The organism is Nostoc foliaceum FACHB-393 (genome assembly GCF_014698505.1).
Taxonomy (GTDB): domain Bacteria; phylum Cyanobacteriota; class Cyanobacteriia; order Cyanobacteriales; family Nostocaceae; genus Nostoc; species Nostoc foliaceum_A.
In genome coordinates, this window is record NZ_JACJTD010000017.1 from 68,646 (window position 1) to 88,506 (window position 19,861).

Sequence of the window (19,861 nt, forward strand, 5' to 3'; positions counted from 1 at the left end):
GGTGGTGTTGGGTTAAAAAAGAAACATGAAAATTATCAAACCCATCACTAATTGGTTAGAAACCCGCGCCAGTGCCCCTGCTTATGGCGGTTGGGTACTAGCAGCAACGGCTATTTGTTTTTTTGGCGCAGGTATCAATACTATGGCTGGTTGGCTATACGCCATTAGCGGCATCAGTTTTGCCCTTTTGGGTGTAGCAGCCATCTTACCGCCGCGATCGCTCACAGGTCTATCTATCACCCGCCGTCCCATACAACCTGTGTCAGCTGGCGACGATCTCACTGTGGAATTAGAAATCTGCAATCAGACACAACAGCCTGTAAGCTTATTGCAAGTTGAAGATATACTGCCCTTCGTCTTAGGGAAACCAGTACAAAAGGCAATCGAAACAATTCCTAGCCAAGGTAGTTACCGTTGGGTATATTACCACCCGACTCAGCGCCGGGGCGTTTATCGCTGGCATACAGTCGAACTGGGTTCTGGTGCGCCTTTGGGATTGTTCTGGTGTCGCCGTCAGCGTGATTGTGCTGCCACAGCGATCGTCTATCCCACAGTGTTACCCTTGGCTACCTGCCCCTTAATAGACGAAATGGGGCAAGAAGAGAGCAAAAGGGGCGATCCTCGTGGTAGACCCTTGCAGACAGCGACAACCGGGCTGGTGCGATCGCTCCGTCCCTACCGCATCGGAGATCCCACCCGTCTGATTCACTGGCGAACTAGCGCCCGCTATGGCGAATTAAGGGTGCGGGAGTTAGAAATGGTTACAGGTGGACAAGAAATAGTTATTGCCCTTGACAGTGCTAGCAATTGGGAAGAAGAAAACTTTGAACAAGCAGTAATTGCCGCAGCATCGCTGTACTTTTATGCACAGCAACAGCAATTACAGGTGCAACTGTGGACAGCATCAACAAATTTAATTAAAGGCGATCGCTTTGTTTTAGAAACCTTAGCAGCAACCGCAGCCTTAGAAGATGCCAGTTCAGTAGTTCCTAAAAGCTATCCCTTGATTTGGCTGACTCAAAACCCCCTGAGCCTTTCTACTCTTCCTCAAGGTAGTCGTTGGGTTTTGTGGCCAAATATCTCCTCACCAGTAGAACCAGAGGTAATCAATTGGGAACACCCTGGTATAGTTTTGCAAAGCGATGTCTCCGACGGGCTACTCCTACGCGCTCTGCAACCCCAACTACAAAAAACATTACATTCATAAATCAATTCAAATTTTATAATTTCAAAAGACTGCTGACAAGTTAAGCTTCTGCAATTTCTTAGATTTTGTCTGATCCCAGCACACCGGACATATCAGCTTTTGAGCAAAGGTAAAACAATTTGAGCAGGTAAGGTTGGGGATATACACCCAGTAATCCCCTAGTGAGGCTGAGGTACAATGCAAAGAAATATTTAAATTATGAGCGACATGATCACATCAGAACTTAACACAAAATCCAGCGATAAAAGCCTAGAGGCAATGCGGCATTTTTCCGAGCAATACGCCAAACGGACTGGAACATACTTCTGTTCTGAACCTTCTGTTACCGCAGTTGTGATTGAAGGACTAGCCAAACATAAAGACGAACTAGGTGCGCCTTTATGTCCCTGTCGCCATTACGAAGACAAAGAGGCTGAAGTTCACGCCACCTATTGGAACTGTCCCTGTGTGCCAATGAGAGAACGCAAAGAGTGCCATTGTATGTTGTTCCTCACCCCTGACAACGAGTTTGCTGGAGAACAGCAAGAAATCTCTCTCGAAACAATTAAAGAAGTACGAGACAGCATGGGATGAGCGAAACCATCCCCCAAGAGTTTTGGCAAGGCGTAGAACAGTTCAATTCTGGTCAGTTCTACGCCTGTCATGACACTTTAGAGGCTTTGTGGATTGAAGCTGGCGAACCGGAAAAAACCTTTTATCAAGGCATTCTCCAAATTTCTGTGGCGCTGTATCATTTAGAGAATCGAAACTGGCGAGGTGCAGTAATTCTACTCGGAGAAGGCGGCAATCGCTTGCGGCGTTACCCATCTAGTTACAGTGGCATTGATGTAGATGAGCTATTGAGTCAGAGCGCAGCATTGTTGACGAGATTACAACAAATAGGGCAAGACTTGATTGCCGCTGGTGATCTGGGTGAAAATCAAGTTTTATCTTTGCCTAGAATTGTGCTGACTACTGATTAGACATTTGGTGAAATTAATTATGCATTTCCCGAAATCCTTGGTAGGCACAATTCATGAATTGTGCCTACGTCATTTTCATCGAGATGGCAATTTCCTGAAACCTTGAGGTTGGGGGTAGCGTCACTATTTCAGCCAGTAGTTATCGGAAATCACTCCAGATTGTATATTTCATATCTGGATCAAGTACTTGAGATAATTAGAATGCAAACTGAAATCCTAAATCCCTAATTGCTATGATGCCCTGCTATCAATTGCCCATATCCCAAATGCGTCGCTTTGGATTAGCTTTAATGCTGCCAGCGGCACTCTTGGGCGCTTTTGTCTTCCCTACTCAACTGCAAACCGCTACTGCACAAACATCTGGAGGAAATCGACCCCTCACTATCCGCGCTGATGTGCAAGAATATGATGCCAATAATCAAGTAATTACCGCTCGCGGTAACGTGCAAATGTTGTATCCTTCTCGTCAACTTCAGGCAACATCTGCCCAAGCACAGTACTTTAGTAAGGAACGCCGAATTGATTTCAGTGGCAACGTCTATATTTTGCAACAGGGCGGTAACAGTATCCGAGCAGAGAAGGTAACCTATTTAATTGACGAAGGGCGATTTGTTGCTTTACCCCAATCCAACCGTCAGGTAGAGTCCATCTACATGATCGAGGAATCAGACAATAATGGACAAACTGCGGCACCTGCCCCAAAGACACCACCTTTGAAGCCTTCTAATTAGCATTTACCACTAAGAAAGGGTGCCTCTAGCGTGAAAATTGTTTTAGAGAATATTCACAAATCTTACGGCAAGCGAGTAATTGTCAATCGTGTTAATCTTTCTGTTGCTCAGGGCGAAGTCGTTGGTTTACTAGGCCCCAATGGGGCTGGTAAAACGACGACCTTTTACATTGCCACAGGTTTAGAAAAACCCAATCAAGGAAAAGTCTGGCTGGGTAATCTGGACGTTACAGGAATGCCAATGCACAAAAGAGCACGACTGGGTATTGGCTATCTAGCACAAGAACCAAGTATTTTTCGCCAACTCTCGGTACAGGATAATATTCTGTTGGTGCTAGAGCAAACGAATGTGCCACGATGGGAGTGGTCAAGACGACTCACAACTTTACTGCGGGAGTTTCGGTTGGAAAAATTAGCCAATAGCAAAGGAATTCAACTATCTGGTGGTGAGCGCCGACGGACGGAATTAGCCAGGTCTTTAGCTGCTGGACAAGAAGGGCCAAAATTTTTACTTTTGGATGAACCATTTGCTGGCGTTGATCCGATCGCAGTCTCAGAAATTCAGCAAATTGTCGCACAACTACGCGATCGCGGCATGGGAATCTTAATTACAGATCATAATGTCCGCGAAACCCTCGCCATCACCGATCGCGCCTACATCATGCGCGAAGGACAAATTCTTGCTTTTGGCGGTGCTGACGAACTCTACAGCAATCCCCTAGTACGGCAATATTATTTAGGGGATAATTTTCAAGTCTAAATTAATAATTATTTAGTTAATAATTTCAAAGGCTATTTTTAATTTTCAAACATGAATTTATTAGTTAATTTTCAGGAATTTAAAATTTAATTTTGATATTAAGTGCAGTAAATATACTTTGCTTTGCCAGGGTTGCCAATATTTAGCTTTTTAAGTTGCTTATGATATCAAAGAAGCTTACGTCTTTCTACAGCCTCCATTCGCTGCTACCTTTTACGATCATGGATCGCTACCTTGCCAGCGAATTGGTAGCGCCGTTTTTCTTTGGTGTCGGAGCTTTTTCATCAATTGGTGTCACTATTGATGCTGTCTTTGATCTAGTCAGAAAAATCGTAGAATCTGGGCTACCCATAGACATCGCCATTCAAGTTTTTTTGTTAAAGTTTCCCAACTTTATCGTTTTAGCCTTCCCCATGTCTACGCTGCTGGCTACTTTGATGACCTACAGTCGTCTTTCTAGCGAAAGCGAATTAATTGCCCTACGTGGTTGTGGAGTCAGCGTCTATCGCATGGTGCTAACTGCTGTGATGTTGAGTCTTGTGGTTACAGGAATGACATTTGTGTTTAACGAACAAATTGCACCAGCAGCAAATTACCAAGCGGCCATGACTTTAGACAAAGCCCTTAAATCAGATAAGCCAACTTTTAAACAGCAAAATATTTTCTATCCTGAATACCAGGATGTTACACAGCCAGATGGCTCTAAGAATAGGATATTGACACGCTTGTTTTACGCCGACCAATTTGATGGTAAGCGGATGTCAGGTTTGACGATTATAGATCGCTCAACAAAAAATCTGAATCAAATTGTGGTATCGGAATCTGCCCAGTGGAATGCTTCTCAAAATGTCTGGGATTTTTACAACGGTACTATCTATTTTGTCGCTGCCGATCGCTCTTATCGCAACATCGTCAGATTTGAACACCAACAACTGCAACTACCGCGCACGCCATTAAGTCTGGCAGAAAAAAGCCGAGACTATGGTGAGATGAATATTTCTGAAGCGCTAGATCAACTAGAAGTGGAATATCTTGGTGGCGATCGCCAAAAAATTCGTAAACTCCAAGTGCGGATTCAACAAAAGATATCCTTACCTTTTGTATGTGTAGTTTTTGGCTTGGTAGGTGCAGCGATGGGAAGCATACCCCAACGAACTGGGAGAGGTACCAGCTTTGGGATTAGTGTCGTAGTTATTTTTTCGTACTACTTAATTTTCTTTATTAGTGGTGCGATCGCGCAAGCAGGTGTCCTCTCTCCCTTTATGGGGGCTTGGTTGCCCAACTTTCTTTTTTTGGGAATAGGTCTATTTTTATTGATGCGAGTTGCCAAACGATGAGCGGGATAAGGGGGATGAGGAGAATATTACTTTTGCTTCCCCTGCTTCCCCTGCCCCCTGCTCTCCTCATCCCCACACTTCAATTACGGATGATAATTTCGACATTCCGGTGCATCTGGGTTTTCCTTACAATATTCTTCAAAAGAGACTTTGGCTGATACCATACCCTCAGCTTTCTGATGAGCGGCTTCTGCTTGAAGTTCTTCTACCTCATCCCAAGCGGCTGCACAAGCTTTAGAATAAGCACCTTGTTCGGTGCAAATAGCCCGAGACTGCTCAATGGCTTTTTGAATTCTCTCCTCCAGAAGTAGAGCTTTTGGCGCTTCCACAAAGTCACTTTTGGTTAAAATGTCGGTAATCGAGATGATGCCCAACAGTTTCCCTTGAATTACAGGCGCTCGATGAATACCAGTGTTAGCAAATAACCGCGCTACATATTCCACACTCAAATCAGGATTGACCACAATGCAGGGCTTGCTCATAATTTCGTAAACCCTCACTTGCTTTGGGTCTTTACCGTAAGCTGTTACCTTATAGACAATATCCGTTTCTGTGACAATGCCATAAGCATCATTCTCATGGCGATGATCCACAACCAGCGCCCGCAGTTTTTTTTCCTTCATCAGCCCCACTGCTTCAGCAACAGTCGCCGAACCGCGAATGGTAACTACATCTTTGGTCATGATATCTTCAGCTTTCATCATTGCTGTAGTCTCCTGGTTAATAGTACGGTGCAACACAGTGACCTCAGAGGCGTATCGAATCATTGCAGCGCACAGTTTAGTTTGCTAACTAGAAAGTAAAAAAGTTGAACTTTTGTCCAGCTACAACAATAAATTAGACCAATTGTCAAGTTCTGATGTTATCCAATGTGACCGATACCCAAAAAATAACCATAAATTCCCAGAACTTTCTAAAAAATCTTGCCAAATAGACTCCAGCCACTAAAAAGTAAATTTTTGACTACTACATGTCTATTGGTAATGACTAATAACTGATGGAGAAGTTAGGATAAAACCAGCATTCCAACTTCAGATGAGATATTTCCTGTTGAGGAAAGCAAAAGCATTGAATAGCAACGCCTTCATCTTCCGTCAAGTTTTCCCGATTTCGAGTAAATTTCAATTACCAATCCCATGCCAAATCGTCATTATCCTCCCGCCTACTTACGCTATCTCAAAGCCAGGTTATGGAATCTAGGACGACCTGGTTTTTGGGGCACTGCAATTTTTTTATCTGTAGTCGGGCTAGTAACTTGGGAATACTGGTCAAACCCAGATATTTTCGTTTATAAGCAAAAAAGCCAAGTTGCTTCACAAAAGCCTGCTAATTCCTCGCTGTCAGAAGAAAACAAAGCCATTGCAGCAGATATTGATAACCTACCAGTTTTATTTAATGACTTTGAGCAAGCAACCCTCTCAGTAACGGCAAATACCCCCAAGGAAAATACTGAAGCAGAAAAGAGCAAAAACTTATTAAAGGATGTAATTAACAAACAAAAGTCTGCTACTGATACCAAATTAAATCCTGGTTTAGGCGTTAATGGCGATACCTCCCCATCTGCCAACAATCCCTTTGTTGTACAAACAGAAAATTTATTGCGGACTGGGACGGTTGATAGTAGTAGCCAGTTTCTAGGCTTCAATTCCTTAACTGCGGCATCTGAAGCAACAGGGGGGAAACAAACGTCTTCTAACCTGGGTATTGGATTAACTAATCAAACCAATAAGAATCAAAATTCCCTGTCTATCAGCCCTCTGCAAGCGGCGCTAAACCAATCGACAAACCAGAAATTGTCTAGCTTTAATGGTACTGTAACTCAGACAAATGCCTTGGGCCAAGTCTCTGACCCAGGAGCAACGCTAATGTCACCCATCAACAGTTTACCCAGTCAGAATTCTCTACCAAGTACTGGCTTAACTGCTGGGACAGGCTACACATCAACGGGTACGAACTTGCCACAAAATCCCTACAGTAATTTAAATAACGGTCAGGTATTGCCTAGTAATGGATTAACTACTGGTACAGGTTATACATCAACAGGTACAAACTTACCGCAAAATCCCTACAACAATTTAAATAACGGTCAGGTAGTGCCTAATTTAGCACCAGTGACACCCCCAGCTACCTCTGCCGCACCAAGTAATATTTCACCTTACTCTAGTCAAAGTCAAGGCGTTGTCACACCCACAAACCCTGCGGCAAATGGGAATTATGGGTTGCAGCAACCGATGCAACCACCACAATCTACTTATGGAAATTATGGGTTGCAGCAACCGACGCAACCACCACAATCTAATAATTATGTGTTACAGCAACCAACACAGTCTAATTCCTTATATCTTCGCCAGATTCGAGACAAGTATAGAGATTCTGGTCAAAGGTGATTTTAAGCATCTTAACTGGATAAAGTCTAGCTAAGGTGATTGTGGGCTATTTGGAATAATCGGAACTTCTGGTGTTTCGGGTTGTTGCTGTTGTCGTTGCAAATATCTGCTCAATACATAAGCCATATCCCCACGGGTTACAGGTTTTAATGGGGAAATATTACCTTGAGCATCTGTGTTGAGAAATCCCTCAGTGGCTACTGTAGCGATCGCTTTTCTAGCCCAACTTGGGATAGACTTTTCATCTGGATATGAAGCCAGAATCTCATTAACAGCCTCATCGGGAAACTGAAATACACCATAAGCCTGAGCGAAAATAGCAAGAGCTTCTGCCTTTGTCACCTTTTGGTTAGGAAAGAATTCATTGCCCCGATAGCCTTTCATGATGTCAGTTTTCAAGACTGTCTGTATATCATTAAACGCCCAATGAGAACGAGGAACATCTGGAATAGCTAAATTTTCTTTGCTCACAGCTTGTCTTTTATTTAGCCCAAATGCTTTCACCATAATTGACGCTAATTCGGCCCTACTCAGTAACCTTTCTGGATAAAACTTGCCATCGGAAAAGTTTGTCATCCATTTGACAGCAGTTACTTGTTGAATAGAATCAGATGGAACTCCAGAAGTAGTTTCTAGCGCTTGAGTCTGAGCAATTGCTGGTAAGTTTTGTAGTAGTGCTACTAAAGATAGAGTAATTGAAAGCTGACGCATCACCATAACCACTTTTAGCTGCTAACGTGAATTTAAAAAACTACGTTACTGAGGTTAACGCAAAATTTAGTGTTCTTAATAACCTGTAACTCAGTTAGTGACGATTTTAGGCTGGGCAATGTTGCGTAGCTACGTAGGGTATTAGCTTGTTGCCATCATCAAGGAAGTAGAAATCAGCAAAAACTTGTTTTTTACCTTTCATCTTTTGATGTTATCTGCCCACTACTATGGACTATAGTCAGTTTTTCAGGAGTTTTGGCAATGACCGCAGCAGCAGATCCCATAAAGTTGATGAAGCAAGAAGTTGGCAAAGCCGCCGCAGCCCTGGTAAAATCTGGTTCCATCGTCGGGTTGGGTACCGGGTCAACTACAGCATATACGATTCAGTTTTTGGGCGATCGCCTCAAGTCTGGTGAACTTCAAGATATTATTGGTATACCTACCTCGTTTCAGTCAGAAGTGCTGGCGAAGCAATATGGTGTCCCTCTCGCCACCTTGGATGCAATTGACCACATCGATATTGCCATTGATGGCGCAGATGAAGTCGATCCGCAGAAGAATTTGATTAAAGGCGGTGGTGCAGCACATACCCGCGAGAAAGTTGTAGACTACCTGGCAGAACAGTTTATCGTTGTGGTAGATAGTGGTAAGTTAGTAGACCGCTTAGGTTCTAGTTTCGCTGTGCCCGTAGAAGTGATTCCAATGGCAATTACTCCTGTAACCAATGCCATCAAAAAACTTGGTGGCAAACCAGAACTCCGCATGGGTGTTAAAAAAGCTGGCCCAGTAATCACCGACCAAGGCAATTTTGTTTTAGATGTCAGATTTGACTCTATTGAAGATCCAGTCAGCCTAGAAAAGACATTGAATAACATTCCCGGCGTTCTGGAAAATGGTATTTTCGTTAACTGTGTCGATTTAGTTTTGATTGGTGAAGTCAAAGATGGTCAGCCATTAGTGCGGCAACTGTAAGAGTTCTAGATTTTGGATTTTAGATGTCTCAGAAATCTAAAATCCAAAATTAAGCAACATATCCAAGCTTGTGCCTCGATTACTTTTAAGACAGTCGCTACAAACTAGTACTGAGCGCTAGACGATGACGTTAGTACCAACTACTAAATTAGTAGCGGTGAAATTATTCAAAGTCGCTAAGGTATTCCAACCATAGCCATTATCATTAGCTTCAATCTGAACTTCAGTAGAAGTACCCGATTGTACAAATCGTAGGTAGTAAACATCGATAGGACGATAGCCCAAACTCTTGAACAAGTCAGTTAGGACTAACTTATCCTGGTTTTGATTAAAATCAGTGATTGTATCACCAGTAGTACCCTTGTCGCTCAAGGCTTGGTAGATATACTGCTCATTCCCGCTACCGCCAGTGAGGATGTCATTGCCAGCACCACCAATTAGAGTATCGTTGCCGACACCACCAACGAGAATATCGTTACCTTCACCACCAACAAGAATGTCATTACCAGCACCACCAATCAGAGTATCGTTACCTTCACCACCGCGTAGCCAGTCATTGCCACTCTTGCCATCAATTTGGTCATTACCCCCTTGACCATTAATCACATCATTTGAGTTGTCAAAACCACTGATATTGTTGTTCAGGTCATTGAGGAAGGTGACTGTGTTCTTATTGAAAATAGTGCTTTGGCTGGAGTTGGCATTGAAGACATCATAGCTGTCACTAATAGTGGATTGCCCGTCAAAGAGGATATTACCCAAATCTATGTTTGCTCCAGTAGATTTACGGAGGTTTTCCAGTTTTTCTAGGGCAAAGTTTTGCAGGATTATCTCTGGGCTGTTGACCACGCTTTCAAAAGAGACTACCAAATTGCTACCATTCTGGGTGAGGAGCAGATTTCGAGCAGTTAAGCCAGCACCCTCAAATTTGAGAGTATCAACTTCGGCCATTACTGCTGCTGTCGGGTTTATTACTTTGCCCACACCACCAAAATCGGTGATTATCTGCGTTCCCTCAAAACGAATCACAAATTGGTTTTGACCGCCACCGCCTGTCAGTATCTGGACTTCATAAGCACCAATATCAACTGTATTATCAAGAATCCGGTCAAATCCAGCGCCACGTTGATCAGTGGTAATATTTTCTTGAGCTAGCAAGTTATTACCAGCGTTAATGGCAGGACTATCCCCACGTAAAGCATGGGTAAAGGTTGCACCGCCGTTATTTTGCAGTGGGCTGAGTTTGGGGTTAATAGGATTGGTGCTGGTGCCGACGAGGGTGCTGACGGTAAAGCCAGTGCTGCCAGTATTATCACCTATTAGGTTATTACCTTCATCGGAAAAGTTGCCGGAAACGTCAGGGTTGAAGATAAAGGGTTCAGAATACCCGTTAGGTTTCATATCAAAATTGCCTGCAATGATGGTGTTCCCAACAAGAACAGTCCCATCAGAGTCATTGAAAACGCCCCCACCGTCGCCTGTACCGCTGAAAAAGCCTTCTGCTATGTTATCTGTAATGGTGTCGTTGGTAAGGGTGAGAGTGCCGCTGTTATAAATGCCGCCGCCGTTGTAGTATGTACTATTACCAGAGACAGTGCTGTTAGTCAGGCTAAAAGTACCATTGTTGAAAACGCCGCCGCCGTCTGCCGCACTATTATCAGAGAGAGTGCTTCCCGTTATATCGGCGGTGCCTGAGTTATAAATGCCACCACCATAGGATGGGTAAGGGTCAGGCCCTCCCCGACCAAGACCGTCGGCGAACGCACTATTATTAGAGACAGTGCTGTTAGTTAAACTGAGTTTGCCTGTGTTGAATATGCCGCCACCATAGGCAGGGTAGAAACGGACGGCTGCAAAATTATTAGAGACAGTACTGTTAGTTAGGCTAAGGTTGCCTTTGTTAAAGATGCCTCCGCCTAATGATGACCCACGATTACCAGAGACAGTGGTGTTAGTTAGGCTGAGGGTGCCTTTGTTAAAGATGCCGCCTACGGTGCCAGTATTGTCAGAGACATTGCTGTTAGTCAAGCTGAGACTGGTATTGCTATTGAGCAAAATACTGCCTAAGGGATCATTAGCATTAGCAATCTTCAAGCCATCAATGCTGGCATCTGTCCCAGAACGCGATATCTCGAACACGCCCGATGAATTATTCCCACTCACAATGAGCTTATATGCCCCAGTCCCCAAAATGGTTACATCATCGGTAATGGTTAGTTTCCCAGATGTAAGGGTGATGATATCTGGGGTGGCATCGGTGAACACGCCCGCAAAGCTAATGGTATCCGCCCCAGCAGTAGCATTGGCATTGAGAATAGCCTGTCGCAATGACCCTGAGCCAGAATCACTGGTATTAGTCACCACTGTGTCAGTATTAACAGGTAACGGGGTAATGGGGGGCTGAACTTCGTAAGCACCAATATCAACAACACCGTTGAATACCCGGTCAAATCCAGCGCCGCGTTGGTCAGTCGTGACACCAGGAGGAACTAGGGAATTATTTCCAGCATCAATAGCGGGGCTATCCGCAAGTAACGCATGTGTAAAAGTTGCACCACCGTTATTTTGCAGCAGTTCGAGTTTGGGGTCAATGGGGCTAGTACTTGTGCCGACGAGGGCGCTGGTGGTAAAATCAATGCTACCTGTATTATTGCCAATCAAATTATTGCCGGAGTCAACCAGTCCACCCCTCACATCGGGATGTATATCACCGGAGTTGGAGTTGTCGAAGTTGCCTGCAATGATGGTGTTACTAACCTGAACGTTAACAGAGGAATCAAAGTAACTAAAAACACCGCCACCATTGCCAGTACCATCACCATCTAAGTCAGCTGTGTTGTTATTAATTGTGGTGCTAATTAGGGTGAGCTTGTTGTCACTTACGTAGGCTCTGTCATTATATATGCCACCGCCATCCTCTAACGCTGTATTACCAGATATGGTGCTATTAGTTAGAATAGCTGATCCGGAACCATAATAATCATCACCTGCGTTAAAAATGCCACCACCGAAGTTTGCCGTATTCCCAGAGATACTGCTATTGGTTAGGCTGAGAGTGCCGCCTTGATTATAGATGCCACCGCCGGAGTTTGCCGTATTGCCAGAGACACTGCTGTTAATTAGGCTGAGAGTACCAGTGTTCCCAGGAGAACCGTCATTAAAAATGCCGCTTCCCGCAGTATTGCCATTAAAAATGCTCTTTCCCCCGGTATTGCCATAAACACTGCTGTTAGTTAGGCTGAGAGTACCACCATTATAGATACCGCCTTCCGTATTGCCAAAGACACTGGTGTTAGCAAGACTGAGAATGCCGCTGTTAGAGATGCCACTTTCTACTGTATTACCAGATACACTGGTGTTAGCTAGGCTAAGGATGGAATTTCTATTAACCTTAATACTGCCGCTAGCGATCGCCAAACTATCAATGGTGACAATTGTCGCTAGTCCCGATATCTCGAATATTGTAGAGGCATTATTCCCACTCACTGTCAGCTGAGATGCCCCAGTCCCCAAGATGGTGATATCATCGGTAATCGTCAGTTGCCCAGAGGTGAGGGTGATAATATCTGGGGTGGCATCAGTAAACACTTCCCCAAAGGCGATCGCATCATTCCCAGCAGTAGCATTGGCTAAGTTAATTGCCTCCCGGAGTGTCGTGATGCCGTTGTTCGGATCACCATCATCTGCATCTTTGGTATCATTGACCGTGAACGTAGCCAGTACCCCTGCGTAAGCCTGTCGCGTCGTTTCTGCAAATGCTAAACTCACTTCCATCTCAGTGGTGCGCACTTCTAACTCCCAGTTGCCGCCTAATGCTGCATTGCCAATTGGCTGACGGGAAGCGGCAATATTTGCTCCGGTGAGTTGGTGCAGTTTGTGTACAAATTCTTCCCCCGCATCACCCAAAGCTACATTGCAACCATAGATGAGTAAGTTCCAGGGGTTATCGCTTTTGGCAGAGGCTGAAAATATCTTCTGCCATTTTTGGAGTTGCTGGCTGTATTTGTCGAGGGTATTGAGTCCTAAATGGGTGTTGCCCAATTGTAAGCAACCTGGGGCACCGTGGCACACAATATGAACATTAGTCAAATCCGTGCGATGTTTAGCGACAAGCTGCTGCGCGTCTACGCAACTCTCCAGAATTGCTGTAATTTGTTCAACTCCGTTCTGTGTTGAATCAAGTACGAACAATTGGGTATTATCAAGCACGCCATTGACTAGAACGCTATAGTCTTCAACCCCCATGTCGATAAAGACTAAATTACGGACATAGGAAGTGGAAGTTGCGAGATTTACTTGGAAGTGTGAGGTATGTAGTGTTGCCATTTCTTTACTTCGAGCTAAGGTAATGAGGGAATCTCAAACCGACTTCAGCCGCTTAATTACAGGATTTTCACACAACTACCGATAGCTAAAAATACTATATATATTTACTAATTATTTTCCCTTTCGTTGCTATCATCTAGCAAGTTGACGCTTTTGTAAAGCAATAAAAGTATGTAATTTTACAGTGTTCTCAAACTCACATATAGAATGAGTATTAAAGGTTTTATGCTGATTCAACCTCAAAAACTCAATTCTTCGCCTATAAACTTGGTTTATCAAGTTTTGTTGAGAATCGCGCCAGATATTCAATTGATGAATTTGGATTTTAATATATAGCTTTTATGAAAATTACTTTTAGAAATTGACAAATTTATTACAAAATATTGAATAATATATACATTTCAATATTCAAACAAAAAACTATTGTCACGTTTTCGCAGACATTGACATTAATTTTTTAATAGTGCTAATCATGCAGAATATAAAAAAATTTTACAAGTAATAGTATGGAAAAAAGTGTTATTAATGCCAGCCTTTCTACTCAAAACTTAACTTTTCGTCCAGGTGATACACCTGTCTCCTTTGAAGTAACTGTCAATAATGACAGCGATCGCTTTGTCAATTTTCAGATAGAAATTGCCGCAGCAGGAGAAACTCGGAACACAGGATATCGTTGGTATCGACTCGAACCAGAGGTGGCAGCAGCTAAACCACCGGGTAGTAGTACCATATTTCAAGTCTTTATATTCAATACACCCATTCCGGGATTTGTCGGTACTGTCAACCTGATGGTAAAGATTTTTTCACCGCAATTAGCACAACAGTGCAGACTTGTGCTACGCCTAAAAATCGAGCGAGACAACAGACCAACGCATTTAAATGTAGAATTGCCTGTACGAGAGTTCCAAGTTTATCCCCGTAATTCTGTAGATATACCAGTACGGGTGCGGAATTTGGGACAACAACCAACTGATGTGGTATTACGTTTTACAGGCGTTGATCCGTCTTGGCTGACTGGTAGTGCAGAACGCCGATTATCTTTAGATCCAGGTGGTTTAGCAGAAGCCACATTCCAATGCCAACCGCCTTCTGTAGTGCAAGCACCCAGTCAAAATTACCCTTTTACTATTGAAGCTGTTAGCAATAATGGTTATCCAACTAATGCTGAAGGCAACATTGAAGTTTTGCCAGTGGGTTTTGTAGATTTTACCACCACACAAAAAAACCTCAAAATTCCTAGTAAATCGGCATGGTTGCCTGACTGGAAATCTGATACAGCTTCCTTTGAATTACTATTTAAAAACGCTAGCAACCTCAACCAGCAAATTAATGTGCAGGTGCAGGGTAGAGACTGGCGAAAATGTAGTTTCAAAAAGCTTCCTGAAATTGCTAATCTCCATCTAGGAGAGACAAGTAAAGTTATACTTGATGTTAAAGCAAAACGTCCTTGGGTAGGAATCGGCAAAACTCTATTATTAGAGGCCAAATCGGAATTATCCGACCAACGTTTAGGGAGTACAGACCCCGCCACGCAGACATTAGAAGTGGAGACTCTGCCAATTATACCTTTATGGCTACAGTTGGCTGCGATCGCACTTTTAGCAGCACTCTTAGCATTAATACTACAACCAAGAGGTGTAATGCATACACGTTCTGTCAACTCAGTACGTTTTAGTGGCATTGGTTTATCTGTGGTCAGTGGCTCAGATGATTGCACCTTAAGACTTTGGAGAATCGGTGCTGATAGCTTAAACCCCGACGATACAGTAAGATATGCTGGGCAGCCTGTTGCATGTGATAAACCGCAACAGCCTAAGGGTTTGATGGCAATTACCGATGATGCAGTACAAGTTTTACGCTTCATGCCGTTACAAAATGATCGTGCTGCTGTTGGTTTAGATAATGGGGTAATTGAACTAAGAGATATCCCTTCAGGTACAAAGATTAGCCAACTTCAAGACCTTAAAGATCCAAAAGCAAAAGGTGATCGCATTTTTGACCTAGCTTTCACCTCAAACTCACTTAACTTATTCAGCGGTTATGGCAGTGGTAAAGTTAGAGTGTGGTCAAGACCAGCCCCTAACAGCGATTTTCTGCCAGAACCGCAAGTTATCGATGTCCAAAGTACCTTGAAACTATCAGGTTTCCAAGTCCGGGCATTAAATCTCAGTCCAGATGCAAAAACTCTAGTAATTTCAGGAAATTTTAAGCGTTTCATCTTGTGGCAGTGGAATCCAACTCAGTCTGATAAACAATTCCCAGGTTTATCAGTGCAAAATCTAGAAAAACTAGACGAAAGAGTTGGGCGTGAAGACTATATTTGGGGATTGGCTTTTGTTCCTAACTCAGCAGAAAAAATTCTCGCAACCTCCGATTCTGCGGGATTCATTACGATTTGGAATTTGAATCAGTGCCAAACTCTCAAAAATCCGAATCCGCAGGAAAAAGTAAATGAACTCAATTGTTCACCACTAGACCGCTGGTCAGCATCAAAAACATCTGTGCGTAGTCTGGCATTTAGTGATGATGGTAACCTCTTAGTAAGTGGTGGCGATGATGGACGAGTAATGGTTTGGTACTTAACCCCCGAACATAAACTCGACAAAACAAAGGCAGCGGAAGGTAAAACAATTTACCAAAGCTCTAAAAAAATCAATAGTATCGACTTGAAAACTAATCAAGGAACCATGATTGTGAGTGGAAGTGAAGATTTTCAAGTCAAACTACACCGCATCAAATAAGGGAGTTGATAAGATGCAAGCTAAATTCAATCCACTACAAGTTATTATCAACCCACCTGGAATTCAATTTGGAATGCCAGGAGATACCATTGAAATCTATGTTGTTGTGATTAATCAGGGAGACCAGAGTGCAGTTATTGACTTATATTTTGTTTTTGACGAAGTATTTCAAAATTTAACTGGTTGGTCTAGTTCTCCTAGAGAAAGTTTAGCATTAGCTCCCCAACAGAATAGCGACGAAGTAAGATTTGAGTTTCAAATCGCCACAAATGCTCTCCCAGGAACATATGACTATACACTAGTCGTAGATTCCCCTCTACATTATCCACAAGATACTCCCATAACCTTCCCAAATCAAATTAAGGTTCTGCTAACAGAACAGACTGCAATTCGGGTGAATGACCCGACATTTTCCATTAGACCGAACACAAACCCCAACAAGCCACTAATTTTCAATCCTGGTGAACCTCTGCAAGTGGAGGTAATAGTTGACAATCGTTCTTATCTCGTAGATAGGTTCCGCTTGAGTTGCCCAGATTTAGACGATGACTGGTTTACAATTAATTATCCGGCAACTGGATACGAGGGGACAGGGTTGGTATCTGATGTTACTGCACTAGAACTCAACCCTGGTACTCAAGGTCAAATATTATTGAAATTTCACCCACCAGGAGATACCCTTGCGGGAAGCTATTCTCCAACAATCCGCTTGTATTCGGAAAACTCTCCAGACTTAGTACTGCTGGATTTGGTGTATATCCAAATTCCGACAAATTATCGTCTAGATATAGAACTTCATACCATCTTGGGACAAGTGAGCCGTAGTCTTGGAAAGTATGAATTATCACTATCTAACCAGGGAAATATTGTCCGTGAACTGATATTAAGCTTAAAAAGTCGAGACGAAGAAGAACTATATAGTTATAAATTTGATCCTACTGAAGTAAGATTATTACCTAATAGAAGTGCTGTGGCCAATTTGACGGTTAAACCCAGACCTTGGTGGCGACGACCGTGGTTTGGTGCAGGCCTAGTGGTCAACTTTCAACTCGACATCAAAGACCCACAAAATTTACCTTTACCTAACACATTGCCTCAGGGAACTTTGGTATGGAAACCCCGTCCTTGGTGGCAATTTATTCTATTAATTTTGGCAGTTTTGGCGTTACTAGGAGGGATAGGATTCATCATTTGGCGAATTTTAAACCCCGATCCTTTGAGATTAGAAAATTTTAGTGCCAATAACCCTCGAATTACCGAAGAGGAGGATGAGGTAGCTCTGAAGTGGGACATTCACAATTATCAACAATTGCAAAAATTGGTTCTGACGGCTAAAGGTTCGCAACCTATTCAGCCTATTACCTATGACTTTAGCAATGGCATTCCTGAAACACTGGGTAAAGGAAGTGCTAATGAAATACCTCCTTGTCAGGTACAAGAGAAACAAGAGCTAATTTGTAGCAATGTTAAAACTGGAGTAAAAACAAAAGGGAATTATACTTTTGAGTTACAAGCCTTTTATCGTAATGGTATACAACTATTTTCTCCCAAAAACCAAGTAGCAACCCAAACAACCCAAGTAGAAATAGCTGAAAAACAAATTGCTGAAGTACTTAGTTTCCAAGCAGATAAACCACAGTATACAAAAGGTCAAAATATTCTTTTAAGTTGGACAATTGCCCGGCCGCTATTGCTGGCGCAAGTTCAAATTGCTGGTAGTGCAGATGATGGAACATCATATGGTGAACCAATTACTTATAAATTTAATCAAGGTAATCTTGCCGACCCTAAACTTCAAAAGCTATGTACACAACAAAATCAACAACTGCGATGTACAAATATTCCTCTACCAGCATATAAAGCGGGAAACTTCGCATTTGAAATCAAAGCTTTTCCTAATAACGGGAGTGAGAAAATTAGTTCTAAAAAGACTGAATCAAAAATTGGAATATTACCGAAACCATTTAAGATTGTCTCTTTTAGAATCAACGGTAGTGAGCAACCAAATCTAGTTCTTAACGAAGGAGAATCTGCTACTCTGAGTTGGAGAGTAGAGGGAGAAAATATTCAGGTCAAACTTCTGCCATACGGCAATGATGTTAAACCAGTTGACTCAATAAAGCTTCCAGTAAATCAAGCCTTCCCGTCTCAAATCGGACTACTAGTGAATGATATATCTGGTAAGCAACAACCCCAGCAAAGAGGATTTGCAATCACAGTGCTCAAAAAAGTAGAGCCTACTCCTATACCTAGCATTAACCCAATGGTGCCTACTCTGCCACCTAGCAATAGTTCATTTAAAACTCCTTTACCCCTGAGGTAACTTTTTGGGCGATGTAAAATGCAGAGATTAAAGTTGAAGACTGCTTCTAAAATCATCTTGTAAGCTTCTGCTACCGGAGAATACGAATTTTGCGGTGTTCGAAGTCTCTGCTGGAGTAGCTAATTATTGCTTGTTTTAGGTCTTTCATAATCTATTTAATTCCTGCAAAAAGCTTTTGCTAACTCAATTCCTATTTTTCTGAAAAGCTCGGCGTCTGCGCCCATTTTCAAACAGGGGTTTTCGCAACGGTACTATCTCCGCTTCGCTACTTTCGCGTGCTACCCGAATCAACAACCCAGCAGCTATCAAGCTGGCAATCATGGAATTACCACCATAACTAAACATGGGCAAAGGTAAGCCAGTAGTCGGTAGAGAACCTGTAGCAACACCTACATGGAGCAATGATTGTCCTACCATCAAAATAGTCACACCGATCGCTACCAATCGATGTACTGTATTTTTAGCCTTCAGCGCCACAATTAATCCGAGAGTGGCGAATGTAGCTAAAAGTGCCAACAACACCATACTGCCGATAAAGCCAAACTCTTCAGCGAACACCGCAAAAATAAAATCTGTATCCTGAATTGGTAAATAAAATAGTTTTTGTTGAGAAAGCCCAAATCCAGAACCCCAAGTTCTACCAGAACCCACCGCTAGTAGACTTTGCACCAACTGGTAGCCATCTCCTGTAGCATCCGCCCACGGATTGAGGAATGACATCACCCGTTTACGTTGATACTCTTTAATACTAATACTTAGTATTGCCAGCATCACTCCACCAATTGCTGTTCCTCCCAGATACTTGTAAGGTAATCCAGCTGCTAGAGCAATTAGCCAAATAGTCATACCGCAAAGTGCTGTTGTACTCAAGTTAGGCTGGGCAATAATTCCTAAAAGTACTAAACCGAAAATACCCAACCAAGCCAAGCGAACCCGCCAACTGATTCGTTCCCACTGACCAAAAAGCCGCGCACTTTGCAGCACCAAAAAGGGTTTAATTAATTCTGAAGGTTGAATCGGAATTGGTCCAATTGCTATCCAACGTGCTGCGTCAAAAGCCTTCTTTCCCAATCCTGGGATCAGCGTAATGAAAATTAACGTCAAAAACAATAATAAAAACCAATGAGATAGTCTCAAAATTTTCTGCAATGGCAAATTAACAATAATATTGAATCCGATTAAGGAAACTAAGACCCAAAGCAGTTGACGCTTAAAGTAGTACAACCCATCATCATGACGGGAGTCAGCAACGGGATAGGATGCTGAAAATAGCATGATCAAGCCGACAAACAGCCAAATCAACGTTAACCAGCGCAACAACCGCGCTTCTAAGGCCCAGTTGGAGACTGAACTATCAAAAATTGGAATCAGGCGGCGTAGATTCACGATCAGTACAGGTAAAAAG

The 19,861-nt window shown here is 42.9% G+C and carries 15 protein-coding genes; 10 read left to right on the forward strand and 5 right to left on the reverse strand.

Translation table 11 applies throughout. The features are described from left to right. Positions 1–25: 25 nt before the first annotated feature. The 6 genes from H6G92_RS15955 (at position 26) to H6G92_RS15980 (ending at position 4,996) form a co-directional block, all read left to right on the forward strand. Complete coding sequence (locus tag H6G92_RS15955) at positions 26–1,207, forward strand: DUF58 domain-containing protein (RefSeq protein ID WP_190894633.1); 1,182 nt, start codon at positions 26–28, stop codon at positions 1,205–1,207. Between the two features lie 207 nt (positions 1,208–1,414). Continuing rightward, a complete protein-coding gene (locus H6G92_RS15960) occupies positions 1,415–1,780 on the forward strand; it encodes a ferredoxin thioredoxin reductase catalytic beta subunit (RefSeq protein ID WP_190894689.1) in 366 nt (121 codons plus the stop codon). Next, the gene (locus H6G92_RS15965; RefSeq protein WP_190894634.1) at positions 1,777–2,169 is read left to right on the forward strand and encodes a DUF309 domain-containing protein; all 393 of its coding nucleotides are present in this window, start codon (positions 1,777–1,779) and stop codon (positions 2,167–2,169) included. Before H6G92_RS15960 ends, H6G92_RS15965 begins: the two co-directional genes overlap by 4 nt. A gap of 233 nt (positions 2,170–2,402) precedes the next feature. Further along, complete coding sequence (locus tag H6G92_RS15970) at positions 2,403–2,900, forward strand: LptA/OstA family protein (RefSeq protein WP_190894635.1); 498 nt, start codon at positions 2,403–2,405, stop codon at positions 2,898–2,900. Positions 2,901–2,930: 30 nt separating this feature from the next. Then, positions 2,931–3,659, forward strand: coding sequence for an LPS export ABC transporter ATP-binding protein (gene lptB, locus H6G92_RS15975; RefSeq protein WP_190894636.1), 729 nt, complete (start codon positions 2,931–2,933; stop codon positions 3,657–3,659). 221 nt (positions 3,660–3,880) lie between these two features. Continuing rightward, positions 3,881–4,996, forward strand: coding sequence for an LptF/LptG family permease (locus tag H6G92_RS15980; protein WP_190894637.1), 1,116 nt, complete (start codon positions 3,881–3,883; stop codon positions 4,994–4,996). A gap of 83 nt (positions 4,997–5,079) precedes the next feature. Here H6G92_RS15980 and H6G92_RS15985 read toward each other — a convergent pair whose 3' ends face one another. Both H6G92_RS15985 and H6G92_RS39095 read right to left on the reverse strand, forming a co-directional pair. After that, complete coding sequence (locus H6G92_RS15985; protein WP_190894638.1) at positions 5,080–5,700, reverse strand: CBS domain-containing protein; 621 nt, start codon at positions 5,698–5,700, stop codon at positions 5,080–5,082. Positions 5,701–5,983: 283 nt separating this feature from the next. Further along, positions 5,984–6,121, reverse strand: coding sequence for a hypothetical protein (locus tag H6G92_RS39095; RefSeq protein WP_206758841.1), 138 nt, complete (start codon positions 6,119–6,121; stop codon positions 5,984–5,986). An 11-nt stretch (positions 6,122–6,132) separates the two neighbouring features. Between H6G92_RS39095 and H6G92_RS15990 the strand changes: the two genes are divergently transcribed. Continuing rightward, positions 6,133–7,383, forward strand: coding sequence for a hypothetical protein (locus H6G92_RS15990; RefSeq protein WP_190894639.1), 1,251 nt, complete (start codon positions 6,133–6,135; stop codon positions 7,381–7,383). Positions 7,384–7,413: 30 nt separating this feature from the next. Here the strand turns inward: H6G92_RS15990 and H6G92_RS15995 are convergent, their stop codons facing one another. After that, positions 7,414–8,094 carry an S-layer homology domain-containing protein gene (locus tag H6G92_RS15995; protein WP_190894640.1) on the reverse strand — a complete coding sequence of 227 codons (681 nt, stop codon included), beginning with the start codon at positions 8,092–8,094 and terminating at the stop codon, positions 7,414–7,416. A gap of 261 nt (positions 8,095–8,355) precedes the next feature. On the opposite strand from H6G92_RS15995, the gene rpiA reads away from it, so the two are divergent. Then, a complete protein-coding gene (gene rpiA / locus H6G92_RS16000) occupies positions 8,356–9,066 on the forward strand; it encodes a ribose-5-phosphate isomerase RpiA (RefSeq protein WP_190894641.1) in 711 nt (236 codons plus the stop codon). A gap of 117 nt (positions 9,067–9,183) precedes the next feature. Here the strand turns inward: rpiA and H6G92_RS16005 are convergent, their stop codons facing one another. Beyond that, positions 9,184–13,392, reverse strand: a complete 4,209-nt coding sequence (locus H6G92_RS16005; RefSeq protein ID WP_190894642.1) for a DUF4347 domain-containing protein — start codon at positions 13,390–13,392, stop codon at positions 9,184–9,186. 506 nt (positions 13,393–13,898) lie between these two features. On the opposite strand from H6G92_RS16005, the gene H6G92_RS16010 reads away from it, so the two are divergent. Both H6G92_RS16010 and H6G92_RS16015 read left to right on the forward strand, forming a co-directional pair. Then, positions 13,899–16,133: a hypothetical protein gene (locus H6G92_RS16010; RefSeq protein ID WP_190894643.1), complete on the forward strand. Its 2,235-nt coding sequence runs from the start codon at positions 13,899–13,901 to the stop codon at positions 16,131–16,133. Between the two features lie 13 nt (positions 16,134–16,146). After that, the gene (locus H6G92_RS16015) at positions 16,147–18,456 is read left to right on the forward strand and encodes a COG1470 family protein (protein ID WP_190894644.1); all 2,310 of its coding nucleotides are present in this window, start codon (positions 16,147–16,149) and stop codon (positions 18,454–18,456) included. Between the two features lie 183 nt (positions 18,457–18,639). Here H6G92_RS16015 and H6G92_RS16020 read toward each other — a convergent pair whose 3' ends face one another. Next, positions 18,640–19,842 carry an FtsW/RodA/SpoVE family cell cycle protein gene (locus H6G92_RS16020; RefSeq protein WP_190894645.1) on the reverse strand — a complete coding sequence of 401 codons (1,203 nt, stop codon included), beginning with the start codon at positions 19,840–19,842 and terminating at the stop codon, positions 18,640–18,642. Positions 19,843–19,861 lie beyond the last annotated feature (19 nt).

Coding starts and splice junctions, on each gene's coding strand:
- H6G92_RS15955 (WP_190894633.1), top strand. CDS start 26: ATGAAAATTATCAAACCCATCACTAATTGGTTAGAAACCCGCGCCAGT.
- H6G92_RS15960 (WP_190894689.1), top strand. CDS start 1,415: ATGATCACATCAGAACTTAACACAAAATCCAGCGATAAAAGCCTAGAG.
- H6G92_RS15965 (WP_190894634.1), top strand. CDS start 1,777: ATGAGCGAAACCATCCCCCAAGAGTTTTGGCAAGGCGTAGAACAGTTC.
- H6G92_RS15970 (WP_190894635.1), top strand. CDS start 2,403: ATGATGCCCTGCTATCAATTGCCCATATCCCAAATGCGTCGCTTTGGA.
- H6G92_RS15980 (WP_190894637.1), top strand. CDS start 3,881: ATGGATCGCTACCTTGCCAGCGAATTGGTAGCGCCGTTTTTCTTTGGT.
- H6G92_RS15985 (WP_190894638.1), bottom strand. CDS start 5,700: ATGATGAAAGCTGAAGATATCATGACCAAAGATGTAGTTACCATTCGC.
- H6G92_RS15990 (WP_190894639.1), top strand. CDS start 6,133: ATGCCAAATCGTCATTATCCTCCCGCCTACTTACGCTATCTCAAAGCC.
- H6G92_RS15995 (WP_190894640.1), bottom strand. CDS start 8,094: ATGCGTCAGCTTTCAATTACTCTATCTTTAGTAGCACTACTACAAAAC.
- rpiA (WP_190894641.1), top strand. CDS start 8,356: ATGACCGCAGCAGCAGATCCCATAAAGTTGATGAAGCAAGAAGTTGGC.
- H6G92_RS16005 (WP_190894642.1), bottom strand. CDS start 13,392: ATGGCAACACTACATACCTCACACTTCCAAGTAAATCTCGCAACTTCC.
- H6G92_RS16010 (WP_190894643.1), top strand. CDS start 13,899: ATGGAAAAAAGTGTTATTAATGCCAGCCTTTCTACTCAAAACTTAACT.
- H6G92_RS16015 (WP_190894644.1), top strand. CDS start 16,147: ATGCAAGCTAAATTCAATCCACTACAAGTTATTATCAACCCACCTGGA.